Annotated in this window: 18 protein-coding genes; 15 read left to right on the top strand and 3 right to left on the bottom strand. The window is 74.9% G+C overall.

The genetic code is table 11. The features are described from left to right. Positions 1-74 precede the first annotated feature (74 nt). The 11 genes from AB0B41_RS37125 (at position 75) to dapA (ending at position 11,247) form a co-directional block, all read left to right on the top strand. Complete coding sequence (locus AB0B41_RS37125; RefSeq protein ID WP_358211721.1) at positions 75-776, top strand: hypothetical protein; 702 nt, start codon at positions 75-77, stop codon at positions 774-776. A gap of 75 nt (positions 777-851) precedes the next feature. Then, positions 852-3,479, top strand: a complete 2,628-nt coding sequence (locus AB0B41_RS37120; protein WP_358211720.1) for a valine--tRNA ligase — start codon at positions 852-854, stop codon at positions 3,477-3,479. A gap of 163 nt (positions 3,480-3,642) precedes the next feature. Continuing rightward, a complete protein-coding gene (locus tag AB0B41_RS37115; RefSeq protein ID WP_358211723.1) occupies positions 3,643-5,007 on the top strand; it encodes a folylpolyglutamate synthase/dihydrofolate synthase family protein in 1,365 nt (454 codons plus the stop codon). A gap of 37 nt (positions 5,008-5,044) precedes the next feature. Further along, positions 5,045-5,440, top strand: a complete 396-nt coding sequence (locus AB0B41_RS37110) for a DUF4233 domain-containing protein (RefSeq protein WP_358211719.1) — start codon at positions 5,045-5,047, stop codon at positions 5,438-5,440. Positions 5,441-5,492: 52 nt separating this feature from the next. Then, positions 5,493-6,032 carry a DM13 domain-containing protein gene (locus AB0B41_RS37105; protein ID WP_358211718.1) on the top strand — a complete coding sequence of 180 codons (540 nt, stop codon included), beginning with the start codon at positions 5,493-5,495 and terminating at the stop codon, positions 6,030-6,032. Between the two features lie 34 nt (positions 6,033-6,066). Next, on the top strand, positions 6,067-6,477 hold the full coding sequence (gene ndk / locus AB0B41_RS37100; RefSeq protein WP_358211717.1) for a nucleoside-diphosphate kinase: 411 nt from the start codon (positions 6,067-6,069) through the stop codon (positions 6,475-6,477). 2 nt (positions 6,478-6,479) lie between these two features. After that, on the top strand, positions 6,480-7,070 hold the full coding sequence (locus tag AB0B41_RS37095; RefSeq protein WP_358211716.1) for a GNAT family N-acetyltransferase: 591 nt from the start codon (positions 6,480-6,482) through the stop codon (positions 7,068-7,070). A gap of 10 nt (positions 7,071-7,080) precedes the next feature. Continuing rightward, complete coding sequence (locus AB0B41_RS37090; protein WP_358211715.1) at positions 7,081-8,004, top strand: ABC transporter ATP-binding protein; 924 nt, start codon at positions 7,081-7,083, stop codon at positions 8,002-8,004. Next, positions 8,004-8,843, top strand: a complete 840-nt coding sequence (locus tag AB0B41_RS37085; protein ID WP_358211714.1) for an ABC transporter permease — start codon at positions 8,004-8,006, stop codon at positions 8,841-8,843. The genes AB0B41_RS37090 and AB0B41_RS37085 overlap by 1 nt, the downstream gene beginning before the upstream one ends. Next, the gene (locus AB0B41_RS37080; RefSeq protein ID WP_358211713.1) at positions 8,840-9,670 is read left to right on the top strand and encodes an ABC transporter permease; all 831 of its coding nucleotides are present in this window, start codon (positions 8,840-8,842) and stop codon (positions 9,668-9,670) included. The genes AB0B41_RS37085 and AB0B41_RS37080 overlap by 4 nt, the downstream gene beginning before the upstream one ends. Before the next feature lie 698 nt (positions 9,671-10,368). Then, positions 10,369-11,247 (top strand): 4-hydroxy-tetrahydrodipicolinate synthase, encoded by an 879-nt coding sequence (gene dapA / locus AB0B41_RS37075; RefSeq protein ID WP_358211712.1) that lies wholly within the window; start codon positions 10,369-10,371, stop codon positions 11,245-11,247. Between the two features lie 191 nt (positions 11,248-11,438). Here dapA and AB0B41_RS37070 read toward each other — a convergent pair whose 3' ends face one another. Together AB0B41_RS37070 and AB0B41_RS37065 are read right to left on the bottom strand one after the other, a co-directional pair. Beyond that, positions 11,439-13,034, bottom strand: a complete 1,596-nt coding sequence (locus AB0B41_RS37070) for a hypothetical protein (RefSeq protein ID WP_358211711.1) — start codon at positions 13,032-13,034, stop codon at positions 11,439-11,441. Between the two features lie 97 nt (positions 13,035-13,131). Continuing rightward, positions 13,132-13,953, bottom strand: a complete 822-nt coding sequence (locus tag AB0B41_RS37065; protein WP_358211710.1) for a methyltransferase domain-containing protein — start codon at positions 13,951-13,953, stop codon at positions 13,132-13,134. Positions 13,954-14,077: 124 nt separating this feature from the next. Between AB0B41_RS37065 and AB0B41_RS37060 the strand changes: the two genes are divergently transcribed. Together AB0B41_RS37060 and AB0B41_RS37055 are read left to right on the top strand one after the other, a co-directional pair. Continuing rightward, a complete protein-coding gene (locus AB0B41_RS37060; RefSeq protein ID WP_358211722.1) occupies positions 14,078-16,018 on the top strand; it encodes a TIGR03960 family B12-binding radical SAM protein in 1,941 nt (646 codons plus the stop codon). Continuing rightward, a complete protein-coding gene (locus AB0B41_RS37055) occupies positions 16,011-16,541 on the top strand; it encodes a GNAT family N-acetyltransferase (protein WP_358211709.1) in 531 nt (176 codons plus the stop codon). Before AB0B41_RS37060 ends, AB0B41_RS37055 begins: the two co-directional genes overlap by 8 nt. 4 nt (positions 16,542-16,545) lie before the next feature. Here AB0B41_RS37055 and AB0B41_RS37050 read toward each other — a convergent pair whose 3' ends face one another. Further along, positions 16,546-19,068: a flippase-like domain-containing protein gene (locus AB0B41_RS37050; protein ID WP_358211708.1), complete on the bottom strand. Its 2,523-nt coding sequence runs from the start codon at positions 19,066-19,068 to the stop codon at positions 16,546-16,548. Between the two features lie 216 nt (positions 19,069-19,284). Between AB0B41_RS37050 and AB0B41_RS37045 the strand changes: the two genes are divergently transcribed. Together AB0B41_RS37045 and AB0B41_RS37040 are read left to right on the top strand one after the other, a co-directional pair. Next, positions 19,285-20,106, top strand: a complete 822-nt coding sequence (locus AB0B41_RS37045; protein WP_358211707.1) for a TIGR03936 family radical SAM-associated protein — start codon at positions 19,285-19,287, stop codon at positions 20,104-20,106. Positions 20,107-20,269: 163 nt separating this feature from the next. After that, a complete protein-coding gene (locus AB0B41_RS37040) occupies positions 20,270-20,662 on the top strand; it encodes a translation initiation factor IF-2 N-terminal domain-containing protein (RefSeq protein ID WP_358211706.1) in 393 nt (130 codons plus the stop codon). The last annotated feature ends 86 nt before the right edge of the window (positions 20,663-20,748 follow it).

Below are 20,748 nucleotides of genomic sequence, written 5' to 3'. Positions count from 1 at the left end.
GCGGGGGGACAGGACCACGCGCCACACACCGACCACGATACGCGGTCCGCCGCACCGCACGCTACCGTGACCGCGTGCGGACGGTGTCGGCGATCGGGCGGGCGGCGCAACGGCTGGTCTCGCGGCCCGTGCCGGTGCCCGTCGCTGCCGTGAAGGTGCTGTCCGGCGAGCGCCGGCCGCTGATCGGCGAGGCGCTGGGGGAGCAGCGGCACGCGGGCGCCCGGCTCGACCAGGTCGACGGCACCACCTGCGGCAGCGCGGTGCTCCTCGCCCTCGCCACCTGGGCCGATCCTGCCGAGCTGGAGAAGCTCGAGCTGCGGGAGACGGACGCGAGCGGGATCGTCCGCGGGTTCGCCGCCCGGTACGACGCACGCCAGCGCGAGATCCACGCCGCGACCAACCGGTTCTGGCCGCGGGCGCTGGGCACCACGCCGTGGGGCTTCCTGCGGTGGCTGCACACCCGCGCCCCGGGCGCGGGCCGCTACCGCATCCGGTTCGTCGACGACGCCTCGCCGGTCGACGTCGACACGGCGATCCGGGAGGTCGAGGCCGCCCTGGCCGCCCGCCGGCCCGTCCCGCTGCTCGTCGGGTCGCTGGTGCCGCGGCACTACTGCCTGGCCCTGCGGATCGCCGACGACGGCACCTGGCGGGTCTACGAGCCCACCAGCGGCACCGTCCGCGCGCTCGACCCCGGCCTGGTCCGGGCCCGCGCGCTCGCCCCGGTGCTCGGGTTCGACCACCTGCACGTCGTGTTCCTGCCGGTGCGGGGCCGCTGATCGGCGCGACGGCCGGCGTGCGGGGCGCGACCCACCCCCGGAAACGTGTCGTACCCGGCTCGTAGACTTGACGGCGTGACCGAGACCCTCCCAGCGCGCACCACCTCCCTCCCGCCGAAGTGGAACCCGGCGGAGGTAGAGGGCGTCCTGTACCAGCGCTGGGTCGACCGCGGCTACTTCGAGGCGGACCCGGCGTCCGGCAAGCCGCCGTACTGCATCGTCATCCCGCCGCCGAACGTCACGGGCAGCCTGCACCTCGGGCACGCCATGGACCACACCCTGATCGACGTCCTCACCCGGCGCCGCCGCATGCAGGGGTACGACGCGCTGTGGCTGCCGGGCATGGACCACGCGGGCATCGCCACCCAGAGCGTCGTCGAGCGCCGGCTGGCCGAGGCCGGCGAGCCGGCGCGCCGCGAGCTGGGCCGCGAGGAGTTCGTCCGGCGCGTCTGGGAGTGGAAGGCCGAGTCGGGCGGCGCGATCCTGGGCCAGATGAAGCGCCTCGGGGACGGGGTCGACTGGACCCGCGAGCGGTTCACGCTCGACGCGGGCCTGTCCCGCGCCGTCCAGACCGTCTTCAAGAAGATGTTCGACGAGGGGCTGATCTACCGGGCCGAGCGCCTGGTCAACTGGTCGCCCGCGCTGCAGAGCGCCATCTCGGACATCGAGGTCGACCACAAGGAGGTCGAGGGCGAGCTCGTCTCCATCCGGTACGGGGACGGGGAGGACTCGGTCGTCGTCGCCACCACGCGGGTCGAGACGATGCTGGGCGACACCGCGGTCGCCGTCCACCCGGACGACGAGCGCTACGCCCACCTCGTCGGCCGGACCGTCCGCATGCCCGTCACCGGGCGGGACATCCCGGTCATCGCCGACCCGTACGTCGACCCGGAGTTCGGCACCGGCGCGCTGAAGATCACCCCGGCGCACGACCCGAACGACTTCGAGATGGGCCGCCGGCACGACCTGCCGATGCCGACGATCATGGACGAGTCCGGGGTCATCGCGAACTCGGGCACGCCGTACGACGGCATGGACCGGTTCGCGGCGCGCGAGGCCATCCGCGAGCAGCTGCGGGCCGAGGGCCGGATCGTCGCGGAGAAGCGGCCGTACGTCCACAGCGTCGGGCACGACTCGCGCACCGGCGTCCCGATCGAGCCGCGGCTGTCGCTGCAGTGGTTCGTCCGGGTCGAGTCCCTGGCCAAGGCGTCGGGCGACGCCGTCCGCTCGGGCGAGACGAAGATCCACCCGCCGGAGATGTCGTCCCGGTTCTTCGACTGGGTCGACAACATGCACGACTGGTGCATCTCGCGGCAGCTGTGGTGGGGCCACCGCATCCCCGTCTGGTACGGGCCGGGCGGCGAGACGGTCTGCGTCGGGCCGGACGACGAGGTCCCGACCGGCGAGGGCTGGCGCCAGGACGAGGACGTCCTCGACACCTGGTTCTCCTCGGGCCTGTGGCCGTTCTCCACGCTGGGCTGGCCGGACGAGACCCCGGACCTGGAGCGGTACTACCCGAACTCCGTCCTGGTCACGGGCTACGACATCCTGTTCTTCTGGGTCGTCCGGATGATGATGTTCGGCACCTACGCGATGGGCCGCTCGCCGTTCGAGCACGTCTACCTGCACGGGCTCATCCGGGACGAGCACGGCAAGAAGATGTCGAAGTCCAAGGGCAACGTCATCGACCCGCTCGAGCTGATCGACGCCTACGGGGCGGACGCGCTGCGGTTCACCATCGCCCGCGGGTCGAACCCGGGCACGGACATGTCGCTGTCCACGGAGTGGGTCGCGGGCTCCCGCAACTTCACCACCAAGCTGTGGAACGCCGTCCGGTTCGCGGAGGCCAACGGCGCCGACCCGGCCCTGCCGCTGCCCGCCGAGCCCACGGACGCCGACCGCTGGATCCTCGGGCGGCTGCGCGAGGTCCGCGAGCAGACGGACGCGCTGCTCGAGGACTTCCAGTTCGCCAAGGCCACCGAGGGCCTCTACCACTTCACGTGGGACGAGCTGTGCGACTGGTACCTCGAGCTGGCCAAACCCCAGCTCGACGACCCGGCCACGGCCGAGGGCACCCGCGCGGTCCTGGGGCACGTGTTCGACGCGCTGCTGCGGCTCCTGCACCCGATCGTCCCCTTCGTCACCGAGGCGCTGTGGACCTCGCTGACCGGCGGCGAGACGGTCGTGACCGCGGCCTGGCCGGGCGAGGACACCGGGCTGCCCGTCGACGCCGCCGCGGTCGCGCGGGTCGAGGCGCTGCAGAAGCTGATCACCGAGGTCCGCCGCTTCCGCACCGAGCAGGGCCTGCCGGACCGCAGGTCGGTCGCCGCGCTGCTGGTCGGGCTGGAGACCGCGGGTCTGGCCCGGCACGAGAAGGCCGTCCGGTTCCTGACCCGCCTCGACCCGGCCGGTGCGGACTTCGCGCCGACCGCCACGGTCGAGGTCCCGCTGAACGGCGACACCGTCCACGTCGAGCTGGACACGTCCGGGGCGATCGACGTCGCCGCCGAGCGGGCCCGGCTGGGGCGCGACCTCGCGGCGGCGCAGAAGGAGCTCGAGCAGGCCGAGAAGAAGCTCGGGAACCCCAAGTTCACCGAGAAGGCCCCGGCCCAGGTCGTCGACGGGATCCGGGCGCGGCGGGAGGCCGCCGTCGCCGAGATCGAGCGGGTCACGGCGCGGCTCGAGGGGCTGCCGGCCTCATGAGCCCAATGCGCACGGTCCGCCCGGCCGGCGTGGAGGTGCCGCGGTGACGGATCCGGAACCCCCCGAGGGCGAGGGCGAGGTCCCCGCACCGGAGGAGCAGGCCCAGGACGCGGTGATCTCCCACGTCCTGGACCAGATCCGGGGATCGGACACCCCGGACGTCGTGCCCGCGCAGGCCACGGTCGCGGAGTACGCCGAGTTCCTCGCGGTCGAGGCCGAGTTGGACCGGCGCTGGCCGGAGACGGTCATGGAGCCGTCGCTGGACCGGATCCGGGCGCTCGTCGAGGTCCTCGGCGACCCGCAGACCGGCTACCCGGTCGTGCACCTGACCGGGACGAACGGCAAGACCTCCACGGCCCGCATGGTCGACGCGATCCTCAGCGAGATCGGGCTGCGCACGGGCCGGTACACCAGCCCGCACCTGCAGCGGGCCACCGAGCGGATCAACCTCGACAACCGGCCCGTCTCGCCCGCGCAGTACGTGCAGGCCTACCGGGACGTCGAGCCCTTCGTGGAGCTGCTCGACGCGAAGAACGAGATCACGCTCAGCAAGTTCGAGGTGCTCACGGCCATGGCGTACTCGGCGTTCGCCGACGCGCCGGTGGAGGCCGGGATCGTCGAGGTCGGGCTGGGCGGCCGGTGGGACGCGACCAACGTCGTCGACGCCCGGGTCTCGGTGATCACCCCGGTCGGTCTCGACCACGCGGAGTACCTGGGCACGGACCTCCTGGGGATCGCGCGGGAGAAGGCCGGGATCATCAAGCCTGGCTCCGTCGCGGTGCTCGCCGCGCAGGACAAGGCCGTGGCGGAGGTGCTCATCGAGCGCTGCGCCGAGGTCGACGCCCAGGTGGCCCGCGAGGGCGCCGAGTTCGGCGTGCGCGAGCGCGAGCTGGCCGTGGGCGGGCAGCGGCTGGAGCTGCAGGGCCTGTCCGGCCGGTACGACGAGATCTTCCTGCCGCTGCACGGCGAGCACCAGGCGTCCAACGCGGCGATCGCGCTGGCGGCCGCGGAGGCGCTGGTCGGGGCGGGCCCGCAGCAGCCGCTGGATGCCGACGCGGTCCGCGCGGCGTTCGCGTCGGTCACCTCGCCGGGGCGCCTGGAGCCGATGCAGGGCGGCCCGGGCCGGCCGACGGTGCTGATCGACGCCGCGCACAACCCGCACGGCGCCCGTGCGCTGGCCGCCGCGCTGATGTCGGAGTTCCGGTTCACGCGGCTGGTCGCGGTGATCGGCGTGATGCGGGACAAGGATGCGAAGGGCCTGCTGGAGGCGCTCGAGCCCGCGGTGCACGAGGTCGTGGTGACCATGAACTCGTCGCCGCGCTCCATGGACCCGGACGAGCTGGCGGCGCTGGCCGTCGAGGTGTTCGGGCGGGACCGGGTGAGCGTGGAGCCGCAGCTGGCGGCGGCGATCGACCAGGGCGTCGAGCTGGCCGAGGAGGCCGGGGACTCGGGCGTCGGGGTGATCGTCACCGGCTCCGTGGTGACCGCGGGCGAGGCACGGTCGATCTTCGGGAAGGAGCCGGCGTGAGCACGGCGACCGTCGACGGGACCGCCGGGGTGCCGGCGTGAGCACGGAACCGGTGCGCCCGCCCGCCACGGACCCGATGAAGGGCTTCCGCGGCGTGTGCGCGGGGCTGCTGGTGCTCGAGGCGATCGTGGTGCTGCTCGGGGTGCTCGTCGTCGCGAGGTTCACCGAGGGCGCGCTGAACCCGGTCGCGATCACCGTGGTGCTGGTGCTCGGGCTGCTGATGATCGTGGCCTCCGGCTTGCAGCGGCGGTCCTGGGGGCTGGGCCTCGCGCTGATCCTGCAGGTGGGGCTGCTGGCCACGGGCCTCTTCCACGTGTCCCTGCTGGCCATGGGGCTGCTGTTCGTCCTGGTGTGGGGCACGGTGCTGTGGATGCGCCGGGACGTCGCCCGTCGGATGGCCCGCGGGGAGCTGCCGTCCCAGCAGCAGGAGTAGGGGCGGCCCTCCGGCCCTGGTCGCGGGCCCGCCGACCCGGCATCCTGCGCGGATGTCCGGTCGCCCGGGAACGCGCCGCCGGTGGCGGCGCCGCTCCGTCCTGCTGCCCGCCGCCGTCGTCCTCGCGCTGGTCGTCGCGGCCGGGCTGGTGTGGTTCGAGCCGTGGAAGCTCGTCGTCGACGAGTCGGTGGCGGAGCCCGCGCCGGCTGCCGCGGCCCCGGCCGGGGTCGCCGAGGTCGCGCCCGTCGTGCTCGCGTCCGGGCGGCTCGTCGCGCACGAGCACGCGACCACCGGCGAGGCGCTGCTGCTCGGCCTGCCGGACGGTTCCCGGGTGCTGCGGCTGCAGGACCTGGCCACGAGCAACGGGCCGCGGCTGCGGGTCTGGCTGACCGACGCGCCCGTGCTGCCCGGGCGCGAGGGCTGGCACGTGTTCGACGACGGCCGGTACCTCGACCTCGGCCCGCTGAAGGGCAACGTCGGCAGCGCCAACTACCCCGTGCCGGCGGGCGCCGACCTCGCGGGGCTGACCAGCGTCAGCATCTGGTGCGAACGGTTCGCCGTCTCGTTCGGTGCGGCCACGCTGGCCCCGTGACGACCCGTCGGGCGGCGTCGCTACGCTCCGTCGCGTGACTGAACGCACCCTGGTCCTCGTGAAGCCCGACGGTGTCGCCCGCAACCTGATCGGCGAGTGCCTGGCGCGCATCGAGCGCAAGGGCCTCACGCTGGTGGCGCTGGAGCTGCGCACCGTCGACCGCGAGCTGGCGAGCCAGCACTACGCCGAGCACGACGGCAAGCCCTTCTTCGAGTCGCTTCTCGAGTTCATCACCTCGGGCCCGCTCCTGGCGGCGGTCGCCGAGGGCCCGCGCGCGATCGCGGCGTGGCGGCAGATCGCCGGCGGCACCGACCCGGTGGAGAAGGCGACCCCGGGCAGCATCCGCGGCGACTTCGGCCTGGAGACCCAGTCGAACCTGGTGCACGGCTCGGACTCGCCCGAGTCCGCCGAGCGCGAGATCAAGCTCTGGTTCCCGAACCTCTGAGCGTGCCGGCGACCCCGGCCGGGCTCTCCGGACCCCGGCCGGACACCGACCCCGACGCGACGGCGCTCGGCACGCTCTGGACGGTCGTGACCCGCGCGGGCGGAGCCGTCGGCTTCCCGCCCGACGCCCCCGAGACGGACGTGCGGGCCCTCGCCGAGGCGACCGTGGCCGAGGTCCGGGCCGGCACGCTCCACCTGCTCGCCCTGCACCAGGGTGGGGACGAGCTCGTCGGCACGGTGTTCCTGCAGCCCGGGCGCGGGCCCGTGGTGGCGCACCGGGCCACGGTGATCCGGCTGATGGTGCGGCCGGACCTGCAGGGCCGCGGCCTCGGCGGCCGGCTGCTCGACGCGGCCGTCACCCGCGCCGCGGAGCTGGGTCTCGCGCAGCTCATCCTCTCGGCGCGCGGCGGTACCGGGCTGCCGGCCTGGTACGCCGCGCGGGGCTGGACCGAGGTCGGCCGCGTCCCCGGGGCCCTGCGGCTCGGGCCGGGCGACGTCCGGGACGAGCACTGGTTCCAGCGCGAGATCGTCGCCGACGGGATCGTCCGGGGCGGGACCCGGAATCGACAGGAAAGTGTCGGTCCCTCCCGTTAGCGTTCGTGGCGTGGGGGACGGACTGGTCCAGGCGCGGGGCCTGCACAAGCGCTTCGGGGGGTTCGAGGCCGTCCGCGGGATCGACGTGGACGTGGCGCAGGGCGAGGTCTTCGGCTTCCTGGGACCCAACGGGGCGGGCAAGTCGTCGACCATGCGGATGATCGCGTGCGTCTCGCCGCGCACGTCGGGGTCGCTGCAGGTCCTGGGGATGGATCCGGACCGGGACGGGCCGCGGATCCGGGCCCGGCTCGGCGTCGTCCCGCAGCTGGACAACCTCGACACCGAGCTCTCGGTCCGGGAGAACCTGGAGATCTACGGCCGGTACTTCGGGCTGCCGCGCCGCCACGTGCGGGCCAGGGCGGCGGAGCTGCTGGAGTTCGCGCGGCTCACCGAGCGGGCCGAGGACCGGGTGGAGCCGCTGTCCGGGGGCATGAAGCGCCGGCTCACCATCGCCCGGTCGCTGGTCAACGACCCCGAGCTGCTCCTGCTCGACGAGCCGACCACGGGGCTGGACCCGCAGGCCCGGCACCTGCTGTGGGAGCGGCTGTACCAGCTCAAGCGCGAGGGCGTCACCCAGATCATCACCACGCACTACATGGACGAGGCCGAGCAGCTGTGCGACCGGCTCGTGGTCATGGACGGCGGGGTGATCGTGGCGGAGGGCTCGCCCGCGGAGCTCATCGAGCGGTGGTCCACCCGGGAGGTGCTGGAGCTGCGGTTCCTGCCCGAGGAGCGGCCCGCGGCCGGCGACCTGGAGCGGTACGCCGAGCGCGTCGAGCTGCTGCCGGACCGGGCACTGCTCTACACCGCGGACGGGGAGCGCTCCCAGGTCGCGCTGCACGCGGCCGGCCTGCGGCCGTTGTCGGCGCTGGTGCGGCGCTCCACCCTGGAGGACGTGTTCCTCCGGCTCACGGGCCGGACGCTGGTGGACTGATGGCGATCGAGGAACGCGTCCCCGCGACCCGGCTCGCGCCGGTCACGGCGCCCGGGTGGGTGCACGGGGTGCTGCTGGTCGTCGAGTCGTTCTGGCGGTGGTACCGGCGCAACTGGCGGGCGACGGCGGTGTCGTCGGTGCTCCAGCCGCTGCTGTTCCTGCTCGCGTTCGGGCTGGGCTTCGGCAGCCTGATCGCGTCGCGGCCCGGGGCGGAGGCGGCCACGGGCGGCGTGCCGTACCTGGTGTGGCTGGCCCCGGCGCTGCTGGCGATGTCCACGGTGCAGAGCGCGGCGTTCGAGATGACCTATCCGGTGCTGTCCGGGTTCAAGTGGCAGCGCGTCTACCTCGGCATGGCGGCCACGCCGCTCACCGGGGCGCAGATCGCCGTCGGCCACCTGGTGTGGGTCGCGGCCAAGATGACGCTGACGGGCACGGTCTACCTGGTGCTGATCGCCCTGTTCGGCGGCGCCGCGTCGATCGGGGTGGTCGGCTCGCTGGCCGCCGCGGTACTGACCGGGGCCGCCGTCGCCGCGCCGGTCATGGCGTTCTCGGCGAGCCGGGAGGACGAGGGCGCGGCGTTCAACGCGCTGTTCCGGTTCGTCGTCCTGCCCATGACCCTGTTCTCCGGCACGTTCTTCCCGGTCACCGCGCTGCCCGCCTGGGTGCAGCCGCTGGCGTGGGTGTCGCCGCTGTGGCACGGCACGGAGCTGGCCCGCGCCGCGGCGCTGGGCACCGGCACGGCCGGGGCCGGGCTGGGGCACCTCGCCTACCTGGTGGCGCTCCTCACCGTCGGCACCGGGCTGTCGGTCCGGCTGTTCACCCGGAGGCTGGCGCCGTGACCACGCTCGACGCCGCCGTGCGCCTCGCTCCGGGGTGGGCCCGGCTGCTGCCCGGGGGAAGCTACGCCGGTCGCTCGCGGATGCTGCTGCTGCGCTCCGCCACCGCCGCGCGCCGCACCTGGCCGGCGATCGTGTCCGGGTTCGCCGAGCCGGTGTTCTACCTGCTGGCGATGGGGTCGGGGCTCGGCTCGCTGGTCGGCGAGCTACCCGGGCCGGACGGGCGGCCGATCTCCTACGCCGCCTTCATCGCGCCCGGACTGCTGGCCGCGTCCGCCATGAACGGCGCGGTGTTCGACGCGACCTTCAACGTGTTCTTCAAGCTGAAGTACAACCGGCTGTACGACGCGATGCTGGCCACCCCGCTCGGCCCGGTCGACATCGCGCTGGGGGAGATCGGCTGGGCGCTGCTGCGCGGCGGGGTCTACGCCACCGGCTTCCTGTCGGTCATGGCGGTCGCCGGCCTGATCACCTCGCCCTGGGCGCTGCTGGCACTGCCGGCCGCGCTGCTGGTGGCGTTCGCGTTCGCCGCGATCGGGATGGCAGCGACCTCGTTCATGCGCTCGTGGCAGGACTTCGACCTGGTCACGCTGGCGGTGCTGCCGATGTTCCTGTTCGCCACGACCTTCTACCCGCTCGGCGTGTACCCGCGGCCGCTGCAGATCCTCGTCGAGTGCCTACCGCTGTTCCACGCGGTCGAGCTCATGCGCGGGCTCACCACCGGCGCGGTCCACCTCGGCATGCTCGGCCACCTCGCCTACTTCGTGGTCATGGCCGCGGTCGGCGTCGTCGTCGCCGCCCGCCGACTGGAGGCACTGCTGCTGCGGTAGCTCCGGCCGGCGCCCCGAGCGCACCGTCGATCCGGCCAGCGCCACCAGCCCCAGCAGCCCGGTGAGCCAGGCGCCGAGGGCGAGGGGGCAGCGGGTCAGCGTCTGCACCGCGGCCAGCACGGAGGTGGCGCCGGCCGCCGCCAGTGCCAGCTGGTGCGGCCAGCAGCGCAGGCGGCCCGAGCGCGCGAGCCCGCCCGTGACCAGCGCGAGTACCGCCAGGCCGAGCAGCAGCAGGACAGGCACGCGGCCCGCGCGACCGAGGCCCAGCAGCGTGCGGATGTGCCATTCGGCCACGTGGGTGACGGGGACCTCGTGCCACGGCGACCCCCACCACCGCAGCCCGAGCGCGGCCACCGCGAGCAGTGCCGCGGCGGTGCCGGCCTCTCGCAGCCGCGGCAGCTCGCGGGGCGACGGCCGCCGGCGGACCGGCGCGACCGGGGAGGACACCGGGCTCATCGCAGCTCCTTCGTCGGACCCGGAACGCTGCCCCGAACGCTAGGGAGCACCGGGCCGCCGGTCGCCGGTGCGAGCCCCCGGATCCGTAGGCGCCGACCCCCCGCGGCGGGGTGGGGCCAGCACCACCCCGCGTCGTCCGGACCGGGTCCGGGGGCCTGCTCGCACGGGCCGGATCGCCCTGGGCCCCGGCCGTCCGCGCTTGCTACCGTCGCCGTCGCGTTCGCGTCACGAAGGGCATGATCATGATCACCGGAAGTCTCGTCGCGCTGGTCACCCCCATGCGGGAGGACGGCTCGATCGACCACGAGGCGCTCGACCGGCTCGTCGAGCGGCAGGTGCTGGCCGGGACCGCGGCGATCGTGTCCGTGGGCACGACCGGCGAGTCCTCCACACTGTCGGTGGAGGAGCACACGGACGTCATCCGCCGCACGATCGACGTCGTCGCCGGGCGGGTCCCGGTCATCGCGGGCACCGGCGCGAACAACACCGACGAGGCCATCCACCTGACCGAGGCGGCGGCGGCCGCGGGCGCCGACGGGGCGCTGCTCGTCACGCCGTACTACAACAAGCCCCCGCAGGAGGGCCTGTACCGGCACTTCAAGAAGGTCGCCGAGGCCGTCGACATCCCGCAGTACCTGTACAACGTCCCCGGCCGCACGGCCTGCGACATGCTGCCCTCGACCGTCGAGCGGCTCGCCGAGGTGCCGAACATCGTCGGGCTCAAGGAGGCCAAGGGCGACCTGGACCGGGTCCGCGACCTGGTCGCGCTCGGGCTCACGGACTTCGCGCTCTACTCCGGCGACGACGCCACCGCCCGCGCCAGCATGCTCGCCGGCTTCCACGGCGACATCTCGGTCACCGCGAACGTCGCGCCCGAGCAGATGGCGCGGATGTGCAAGGCCGCCATCGCCGGCGACGACGAGGAGGCGGCCACCATCGACGCCGACCTGGCCGGCCTGCACCGCGCCCTGTTCGCGGAGCCCAACCCGATCCCGGTGAAGTGGGCGCTGGCGGAGTTGGGGCTGATGCCGGGCGGGATCCGGCTGCCGCTGGTCCCGCTGGACGAGTGGCACCACGAGGACGTCCGCGCCGCCCTCCGCACCGCCGGCCTCCTGGACTGACCCGTCTGAGGCTGCGCCAGGACGGGTGTGCCGTGCGGTGCCGGATGTGATGCCGCACCGCCGCGGGTGTGCCGCGACCGGACCGGTGTGCCACGGGGCGAGCCGGCGGAAGGTCCCCCCAGCAGCGCCCTCGGATGAGCGAGCGGGCGCTCTCGTGCAGACCTACTGCACGAGAGGGCCGTCGGGGCGGCTCAGCGGAGGAGTGCGGGGTTGTCGTGCGGCAGTGCGCGGGCCCGCGCGTCGGCGGCGGCGTCGGGGTCGCCGAGGCGGGCGCGGTGGCGGGCGGCGCGGACCGCGTACTCCGCCAGCCCGGTGTGTTCGGCGCGCCGGGCGAGGAGGGCGGCTTCGCGGAGGGCGGTGTCCCGGTCGAGTTCGGCGGTGATCCCGCAGAGCGTGTCCCGCATGTGCAGCTCGATCCAGCAGCACACGTCGGCGTCGGCGACGAGGGTGGCGCAGGCGCCGTCGAGCGCCGTCGCGGCCGCGGCCGGGTTCCCGAGCCGTGCCCGGGCGACGGCGAGACCGCGGCTGGTGAGCGCGATCCAGCAGGCGTCGTCGAGGACCTCGGCGAGGGTGTGGGCGTCGGCCAGCACGGCCTCGGCCTCGGCCACCCGGCCCCCCCGGAGCAGGACCTCGCCGTGCAGCACGTCGATCCATGGCCGCATCGACGTCCACCCCAGCTCCGACGCCATCTGCCGGGCCTCGCCCACGTCGGCGGCGGCCGCCTCGTCCTCGCCGCGCTGCAGCCGGGCACGGGCCCGCATGGCGACCGCGGCGGTGAAGGCGCGCGGTCGGTCCGCGGTCTCGGCGAGGGCGACCGCGACGTCGAGCTCGCGCACCGCCCACTCGGAGAGCCCGGTGTCGATGAGCGCGAACCCGCGCACGTGGGCCACCCCGGCCCGCTGCTCGGGCCGGTCCCCGGCGGCGACGTCGGCGCTCTCGAGCCACCGCAGCGCGGCGGTGGGGTCGCCGGTGGCCGTGGCGACGAAGCCGAGCTCGCGGCGGGCGAGGGAGGCGATGTCGGCCAGGCCCTCGCGCGTCGCGAGCCGGTCGGCCTCGCGCAGCGCGGCGGCCGCGCCGGGGTCGGTGCTGGCGACGGCGTGGACGTACCCGCGCCCGTAGTGCGCGAGCGCCTCGGCGAGTACGACGTCGTCGCCCAGCTCCCGGGCCCGCCGGACCGCCCCGGCGAGGATCGCGGTCCCGTCGCGCGCCGCCCCCGAGTCCATCACCTGTTCGCCGACGCGGACGAGCTCCCGCACCGCCGAACGGCTGGCGGGGGAGCTGCCCCGGGGCCGGTGCCGCCGCTGCAGCCGCGTACCCGCCCGGGCGAGGTCGTGCCGGCGGCCGTGCAGCCACGCGGCGAACTCCGGGACGTCCGGCTCGGCGCACTCGAGCAGCGGCAGGGTGGCCTCGGCGAGGGGCCAGCCGGCGGGTGCGCGCCCGGCCAGCACGTCGACGACGTCGACCCGGACACCCTCGGCGATCTCGCAGGTCAGCGGGTCGCCCTCGAGACGCACCGCGTCCCCCACGGCGCGGCGCACCTGGCTGAGCGTCCAGCGCAGCGCGGCCTGCGGGTCCTCGGCGTCGGGGAACAGCAGCTCCTGGACGCGCCCGCGGGGCACCGGGCCGGTCGTGGTCAGCAGCAGCGCGAGCAGCGCCCACGGCTTGCGACCCCGCGGGACGGGAGGGCGGGGACCCCGGGTCTCGACGCGCGGCGGCCCGAGCAGCCGGACGACGACGGCGGGCCCCTCCCCGCCGTCGTCCCCCCGTCCGGTTCCGTCCGGTTCCATCCGCGCCCTCCCGTCGCTGGGAAGGAGGCCAGGATGACATCGTCCGATACGTCCGGCGTCGTCCGTTCGGCCGGATCCGCCGCCCGTCGTCCCCCGATCAGACCCGTTCGGCCGTCACGAGCAGGTACTCCGACTCCCAGACCCCACCCGTCCGGGTTCGAGTGAGGAAGTCGAGGAAGGCGGCGTCGAGCTCGGCGGTGCGGGCCGGATCGTCGGCGACGTTCCGGTAGACGGCGATCGTCGGGCCGTAGTTGTGCTTCCACCACTCGCGGAAGTCCCGTGGGGAGTCGGTGACGTCGAGGGTGTAGGTGCGCTTCTCGGCGCGGAGCGTGCGTACGCCGTCGCCGAACAGCTCGCGGACGTGCTCCTCGCTGCCCCACAGCGGCGCGGGACGGGCGCCCGGCGGGGGCGGCGGCGCGAAGGGCTTCATGGTGGCGAAGAGCTGCCCGACGAAGCCCTCGGGCGTCCAGTTGATCATCCCGACGGTGCCGCCGGACCGGCAGACGCGCAGCGTCTCGGCCGCGGTGCGCTCGTGGAACGGCGCGAACATCGAGCCCACACAGGAGATCACGGCGTCGAACTCGCCCGTCTCGAAGGGCAGCGACTGGGCGTCGGCCACGACCCACTCCAGGTCCAGGCCGCGCGAACGGGCGATCAGGCGGCCCCGGTCGAGCAGCTCGGGCGTCAGGTCGGAGGCGACGACCTCGGCGCCGGCCGCGGCGGCCGGGATCGACGCGTTGCCGGTGCCCGCGCCGACGTCGAGCACACGCTGCCCGGGGCGGACGCCGACGGCCTGGACGAGGATCGCGCCCAGGCCGGGGATGAGGTCGGAGGCGACGGTGCCGTAGTCGCCGGAGGCCCACAGCGCTCGGTGCTTGGGGCCGATGGTGTGGATCGGGTCGGTGGTCGGGGTGCTCATGGTGGCTCCTCGGGCGTTGCCGTCTCGGTGGTGCCGGTCACGGGGAGCGTGGCGGGGGAGCGTGTGCGGAACCGTGTGCGGAGGAGGAATCGGCGCGGGGCTACCCTGGGTCCGCGTGAGCGCCGTGCTGTCAGGGTCCGTCTTCCCTGCCCTCGAACCGTTGCTGCCGCGGGTGTCCAAGCCCGTGCAGTACGTCGGCGGCGAGCTGAACGCGCAGACCAGGCCGTGGGAGTCCGCGGAGGTCCGGTGGGCGCTGCTGTACCCGGACGCGTACGAGGTCGGCCTGCCCAACCAGGGCGTCATGATCCTCTACGAGGTCCTCAACGAGCGCGCCGACGCCCTCGCCGAACGCTGCTACGCCGTCTGGCCGGACCTCGAGAAGCTCATGCGCGAGCACGGGGTCCCCGCGTTCACCGTCGACACGCACCGTCCCGTCGGGGCGTTCGACCTCCTCGGGGTCAGCTTCTCCACCGAGCTGGGCTACACGAACCTGCTGACCACGCTCGACCTCGCCGGCATCCCGCTGCACGCGGTGGACCGGGACGAGAGCCACCCGGTCGTCGTCGCCGGCGGGCACGCCGCCTTCAACCCGGAGCCGATCGCCGACTTCGTCGACGTCGCGGTGCTGGGGGACGGCGAGGAGGTGGTCGGCGACATCACCGATGTCGTGCGCGACTGGAAGGCCGAGGGACGGCCGGGTGGCCGCCGCGAGCTGCTGCGCCGGCTGGCGAACACCGACGGCTGCTACGTCCCCTCGTTCTACGAGGTGGAGTACGACACCGCGATCACCGCCGTCACGCCGGCGGACGGTGCCCCGGCCACGGTCCAGAAGCGCACGACCTCGGACCTCGACGAGTGGCCCTACCCCAAGGCCCCGCTGGTCCCGCTGGCCGAGACCGTGCACGAGCGGGCCAGCGTGGAGATCTTCCGGGGCTGCACCCGCGGCTGCCGCTTCTGCCAGGCGGGCATGATCACCCGACCGGTGCGCGAGCGGTCGCTGCAGGGGATCGGCGAGATGGTCGACGCCGCCGTCCGGGCCTCCGGGTTCGACGAGGTCGGGCTGCTGTCCCTGAGCAGCGCGGACCACTCCGAGATCGCCGACATCACCAAGGGCCTGGCGGACCGCTACGAGGGCACCAACACCTCCCTGAGCCTTCCGAGCACCCGCGTCGATGCGTTCAACATCGACCTCGCCAACGAGATCAGCCGCAACGGCCGCCGCTCCGGCCTCACCTTCGCGCCCGAGGGCGGGTCCGAGCGGATCCGCCGGGTGATCAACAAGATGGTGTCGGAGGAGGACCTCATCCGCACCGTCTCCGAGGCGTTCGCGCAGGGCTGGCGGCAGGTCAAGCTCTACTTCATGTGCGGGCTGCCCACCGAGGAGGACGAGGACGTCCTGGAGATCGCGGGCATGGCGCACCGGGTCATCCAGGCGGGCCGCGCCGCCTCCGGGCGCAACGACGTGCGGTGCACGATCTCCATCGGCGGGTTCGTGCCGAAGCCCCACACGCCGTTCCAGTGGGCGGCGCAGGCCCACCCGGAGGTCGTCGACGCCCGGCTGCGGAAGCTCCGCGAGGCCGTGAACAGCAACAAGAAGCTCGGCCGCAACATCGGCATGCGCTACCACGACGGCCAGCCCTCGCTGATCGAGGGCCTGCTCGCCCGCGGCGACCGCCGGGTCGGTGCCGTGATCGAGCGGGTGTGGCGCGAGGGCGGCCGGTTCGACGGCTGGTCCGAGCACTTCTCCTACGAGCGCTGGGTCACCGCTGCGAAGGCGGAGCTGGAGCCGCTCGGCGTCTCGCTGGAGTGGTTCACCACCCGCGAGCGCGACGAGGGCGAGATCCTGCCCTGGGACCACCTCGACTCCGGGCTCGAGCGGGACTGGCTCTGGGCGGACTGGCAGGACGCGCTGTCCGGGCGGGAGCAGGACGACTGCCGCTGGACCCCGTGCTTCGACTGCGGGGTGTGCCCGTCGACGGGCACCGACATCGAGGTCGGGCCGAGCGGCACGACGCTGCTCCCGCTGACGGTGGTGAACCCCGTCGGACGGGAGCTGGGTGGCTGAGGACCCCTCCGGGCAGCCGGCCGGGTCGCAGTCGGCGGGCACCCGGCAGATCACCGTCCGCATCGCCGACGAGCGCGACGTCGAGGCCCTCGCGAGGCTCCGCCGTGCCTGGACCGAGGAGCGGGCCGGCCGGCCGGTCTCCGACGCGGGCTTCGAGGCGGCGTTCGCGCAGTGGGCGCGCGTCGAGCAGCCCCGGCGGACCTTCTGGCTGGCCGAGATCGGCAGCGAGCGGGCCGGCTGGACGCCGATCGGCTCGATCAACGTCGTGGAGATCGTCCCGATGCCCCGCCCCGGGACGCGCGCGGGCAAGGTCGGGCAGGTGGGCAACGCCTTCGTGCTGGAGGCCTTCGCCGACCGCGGGGTCCCGCGCGCCCTGCTGCAGGCCGTCGTCGACCACGCCCGGGACCGGCGGTACCGGCGGCTGATCCTCGCCCCGACCGCCCGCAGCACGACCTTCTACCGGCGTGCGGGCTTCCGGCCGGCGGGGGAGACCCTGCTGGTCCTCGAGCCCGGGCCGGAGTAGCCGGTCAGACCACTCCCCGGTGCTGCAGGTAGCGGAACATCCCGATGCCCGGCAGCACCGGCAGCCAGTAGGTCAGCAGCCGCGAGGTGAGGGTCGCCGCGACCGCGGGCGCGGGGGCCACGCCGACGGCGACGAGCCCGGCGACGAGCAGCGCCTCCACCGCGCCCAGGCCGCCCGGCGTCGGGGCGAGGTGGCCGAGGGTCTGCCCGACGACGAACACCACGATCACCTCCAGCCACGGGAAGTGCGGGTCGAAGGCGGCGAGGCAGGTGGCCAGGCCGAGCGCGGACATCAGGTGGTACGCGGCGGCGCCGCCGAAGAGCTGCGCGGCCCGCACCGGCCGCCGGATCGCGCCCCACAGCTCGCGGACGACCTGCAGGCCGGGCCGCACGATCCGCCGCCGGCCCATCGGCGACCCGATGACCAGGCCGGCGAGCACGAGGATCCCGGCCACGGCGCCCAGCAGCGGCCAGCCGGTGGGGATGCGGACGAACCGCAGCGTCCCGGTGATGCCCACCGCGAAGATCCCCACCACGCAGATCACGGCCGACACCGCGCCGGTCGCCGCGAGGTTCAGCATCGTCACACCGACGGCGAGCGAGCGGCGCATCCCGAGCTTCTCCAGGAACGCGATGTTGATCCCGAAGAACCCGACGCCGCCGGGGGTGGTGCGGCCGGTGAAGGCGGCCGCGACCTGCACCTCCACGGTGCGCCGGAACGGCAGGTGGGTGTCGCAGGAGCCCAGCAGGGACACCGCGGACAGCACGATCGCCAGCATCCCGGTGAACACGGCGAGGGCGAGCCACCACCAGTTGGCGTCGCGGAGCAGGCCCACCGTCTCCGGGAGGTCGGCGAGCTGGGGCAGCAGGAGATAGATCGCACCGCCGAGGAACAGCATCGTGACCAGCGCCCGCGGCCGGACGGGGGACGGGTAGCTCGGCAGCGGCCGCCCGATCCGGTCCGCCAGCGCCTCCCGCAGCTCGCTGAACAGGTAGTGGCCCTCGGCGATCTGCTCCCGGACCCCGCGGTGCAGCGCGAGGGGCTGCAGGTAGGCCAGCGCCGCCTCCAGCCGGTCCGCGGACAGGGTCCGGTCGGCCGCCGCGACGGTCCGGTCGACGCCCACGATGGAGACCAGCGTGATCAGCACGTCGGCGAGGTCCTGGGCCAGCAGCGCGGGGCTCGCCCCCACCTGGCCGAAGGTGAAGTTGAGCAGCCAGGGGTTCCCGTCCGCGTCGACGAGGACGTTGTCGGCCTGCAGGTCGTGGTGGGCGATGTGGGCCCGGCCGAGGATCGCGACCTGGTCACACACCGCGTCCAGCAGCCGGTCGTCGATCTCCCCGACCGGCAGCTCCGAGAGCTGCCGCCCCTCGACGACGCCGTGCACCAGCACCGGCGAGCCGTGCTCGATCACGCAGGCCAGCTCCACGTGGGGCGTCCGCACCCCGGCCGCCTCGGCCAGGCGCGACACGTACGCCTCGTGCTCCACCTCGTGGTGGGTGCTCGAGAGCCGCGGCACGTCCTGGACGTCGATGGTGGCGAGGAGCCGCCGGAAGCGGTACCAGGGGCCCGCCCGCCGGTGCAGCCGCGCCACCGCGCGCGCCCGGAGCACCCGGCCGTCCCGGGTGGTGATGGTGAAGCGGCGGGGACCCACCAGGTGGGTGCGCTCCTCGCAGATGTCGTCCGGGCAGAGCCCGGCCTCCTCGAGGGTGCGGCGCACCGCCTCGACCGAGGTCCGGCGGCCGGGGGCCCCGCCGACCAGGTGCGACGCCGACCCCGCGCCCCAGCCGACGACCGCGCCGGCGAACATCGCGAGCGGCAGGGCGCCCTGGTAGACCTCCGCGAGCGCGACCGCGACCGCCAGGACCCAGGCCGTGGAGGCGGCCTTGCGCGGCAGGTACGGGGCCGCGGCGGTGACGAGCGCCGCCGCGACGGCCGTGTGGGTGGCGGCGAAGCCGAACCCCTCGGGGCCGGGGAGCCGCAGGCCGGTCTCGCCCGCGAGCTCGGGCGGGACGGGCCGGTCCGGGGCGAGGTGGCCGAGCGCCGTCGTCACCAGCCAGGCGACGGTGCCGGCGGCGACCAGCTGCGCCGCCGCGCGGACGTGCTTGAGGTACAGGGCGACGGCCGCCGCGCCGGCCACCCCGGCCCACGTCCCGACCCAGAGCAGGCCGGCGGCCACCGGGGCCCAGCCCGCGGGGAGGGCCCCGATCTCCTCGAAGATCGCCGCCTCGACCGGGTTGACCGCGCCGTCGGCCGCGAGCACGCAGAGCGTGACGATCGCGGCCGCCACGACCACCCGCACGACGTCGCGGGGCCGGCGGCCGACGGAGAACCGCCGCAGGGAGCGGCGCACCGCGGTGGGGGTCGCCACGACGGGGTCCTCCGGCTGCGGTGCGGGCCCGCGCGGGACCCGCTCCCCGGCGCCCTCGTCGCCCCGTTCCCCGACCTGCGCGTCGACCTGCGCGTCGACCTGCGCGTCGGCGTGGGCCCCGACCCGCTCGTCGGTCCTGTCGTCCAGCCTGTCGTCCACGTTCCCGACCCCGCCCTCGACCCCGCTCCCGGTCCGCCCGCGGCCGGCGCCCGTGCCGACCGCGACGAGTGTGTCCCCGGTGGGCGCGCGCCCCAACCGCCGGATCGGGCCTCCTGGCGAGCCGGCTGGCCGGGACCGGGGCGAGGCGGGCGCCGGGGGCCGGGGTGAGGCGAGGCGGGCGCCGGGGCGCCGGGGGCCGGGGCCTACCCTGCTCCCATGGCTCGAGTGCGGCCCGGGGAGGCCGCGAACCCCGCCCCGCCGACGGTGCAGCGCATCCGCGTGCGCTTCGCCAAGCGCGGGCGGCTGCGGTTCCTGTCGCACCGCGACGTGGCCCGCAGCGTCGAGCGCGCGGTGCGCCGCGCCGGCGTCCCCGTCTCGCACTCGCACGGCTTCAGCCCGCACCCGCGGATCTCGTGGATCGGCGCGGCCCCGACCGGCACGGCCAGCGAGGCCGAGTACCTCGAGATCGGTCTGACCCGCGAGGTCGAGCCCGAGGTCGTCCGCGCCGCGCTCGACGCGGCGCTGCCCGCGGGGCTGGACATCCTCGACGCCGTGGTCGCCGAACCGCCGGCGCTCGCCGACCGGATCGACGCGAGCCTGTGGCGGATCGTCCTCCCCGGCGTCCCCGAGGGTGCGCTCCGGGCGGCGGTCGAGGCGCTCCTGGCGCGGGACGCGCTCGTGGTCGAGCGGGTCATGCCGGCCGGGCGCCGGGAGATCGACGTCCGGGCCGCGGTCGTGTCGGCGACCGTCACGGCCTGCGACGATGCGCCCGCGGGGGGACCGCCGGCGGGTGACCCACCGGGCGGAGTCACACCGGAACCGGACGCCGCGGGGTCGGACTGTGCGATACTGACGGCGGTCGTACGGCAGACGACACCCGCTGTTCGACCCGACGACGTGTTGGGCGCACTCGACGTTGTCGCAGGTCTGAAACCGCCGGTGCCCGCGAAGGCGACCCGGATGGCGCAGGGCCTGCTCGACGACCGGGGCCGCCTCGCCGATCCGCTCGGACCGGGCCGGGTCACCGCCCGGGCCTGACCGCCGCGGAGCGGTGCCGCCGCCGGCCCGGGGTGGGCCGGCCGGACGCGGCGTCGAGCACCGCCGAGCGACCAGGATTGCCCGGCCCGCACCGCGGGACGGGAGAACGCGTGAGGCCCCTGTGCGGCCGCCCTTGAGGGGCGCCCGGGGGCGAAGGAGTTGGATGTCGATCAACGATGCGCCCGCCGGGGGTACCGGCGGGCAGTTCTCCGTGTCGGAACTGCCGGAGAAGCTGCGTGTGCACGCCCTCGCCCGGCTGATCGGGCGGACCAGCAAGGAGGTCCTCGCGGCGCTCGCCGAGCTCGGTAACGCCGCGCGGAGCGCGCAGGCCGGCATCGACCGGAAGACGGCCGAGCAGGTCGTCACCGCCCTGCTGGGCGGGCAGGCCACCACCGGGGCCGCCCCGGAGGCCCCGGCCACCGCGCCGGAGTCGGACACGACCGAGGAGACGGCGGTGCCGGACACGGTCGCGGCCGCCGAGGCCGCCACCGGGCAGGACACCGAACCGGCCGCCGGCGGACGCCCCACTGCCGAGCAGCCCGCCGCTGTCGGTTGACGGTCCGGTGACGTCACGGGACCAGCACAACCTTGCCGACGGTCGCCCGGGTACCGAGGAGCCGGTGCGCGCGGGCGGCCTCGGCG

The organism is Pseudonocardia sp. NPDC049154, from assembly GCF_040648315.1.
Taxonomy (GTDB): domain Bacteria; phylum Actinomycetota; class Actinomycetes; order Mycobacteriales; family Pseudonocardiaceae; genus Pseudonocardia.
This window is presented reverse-complemented; position numbering and strand designations above follow the sequence as displayed.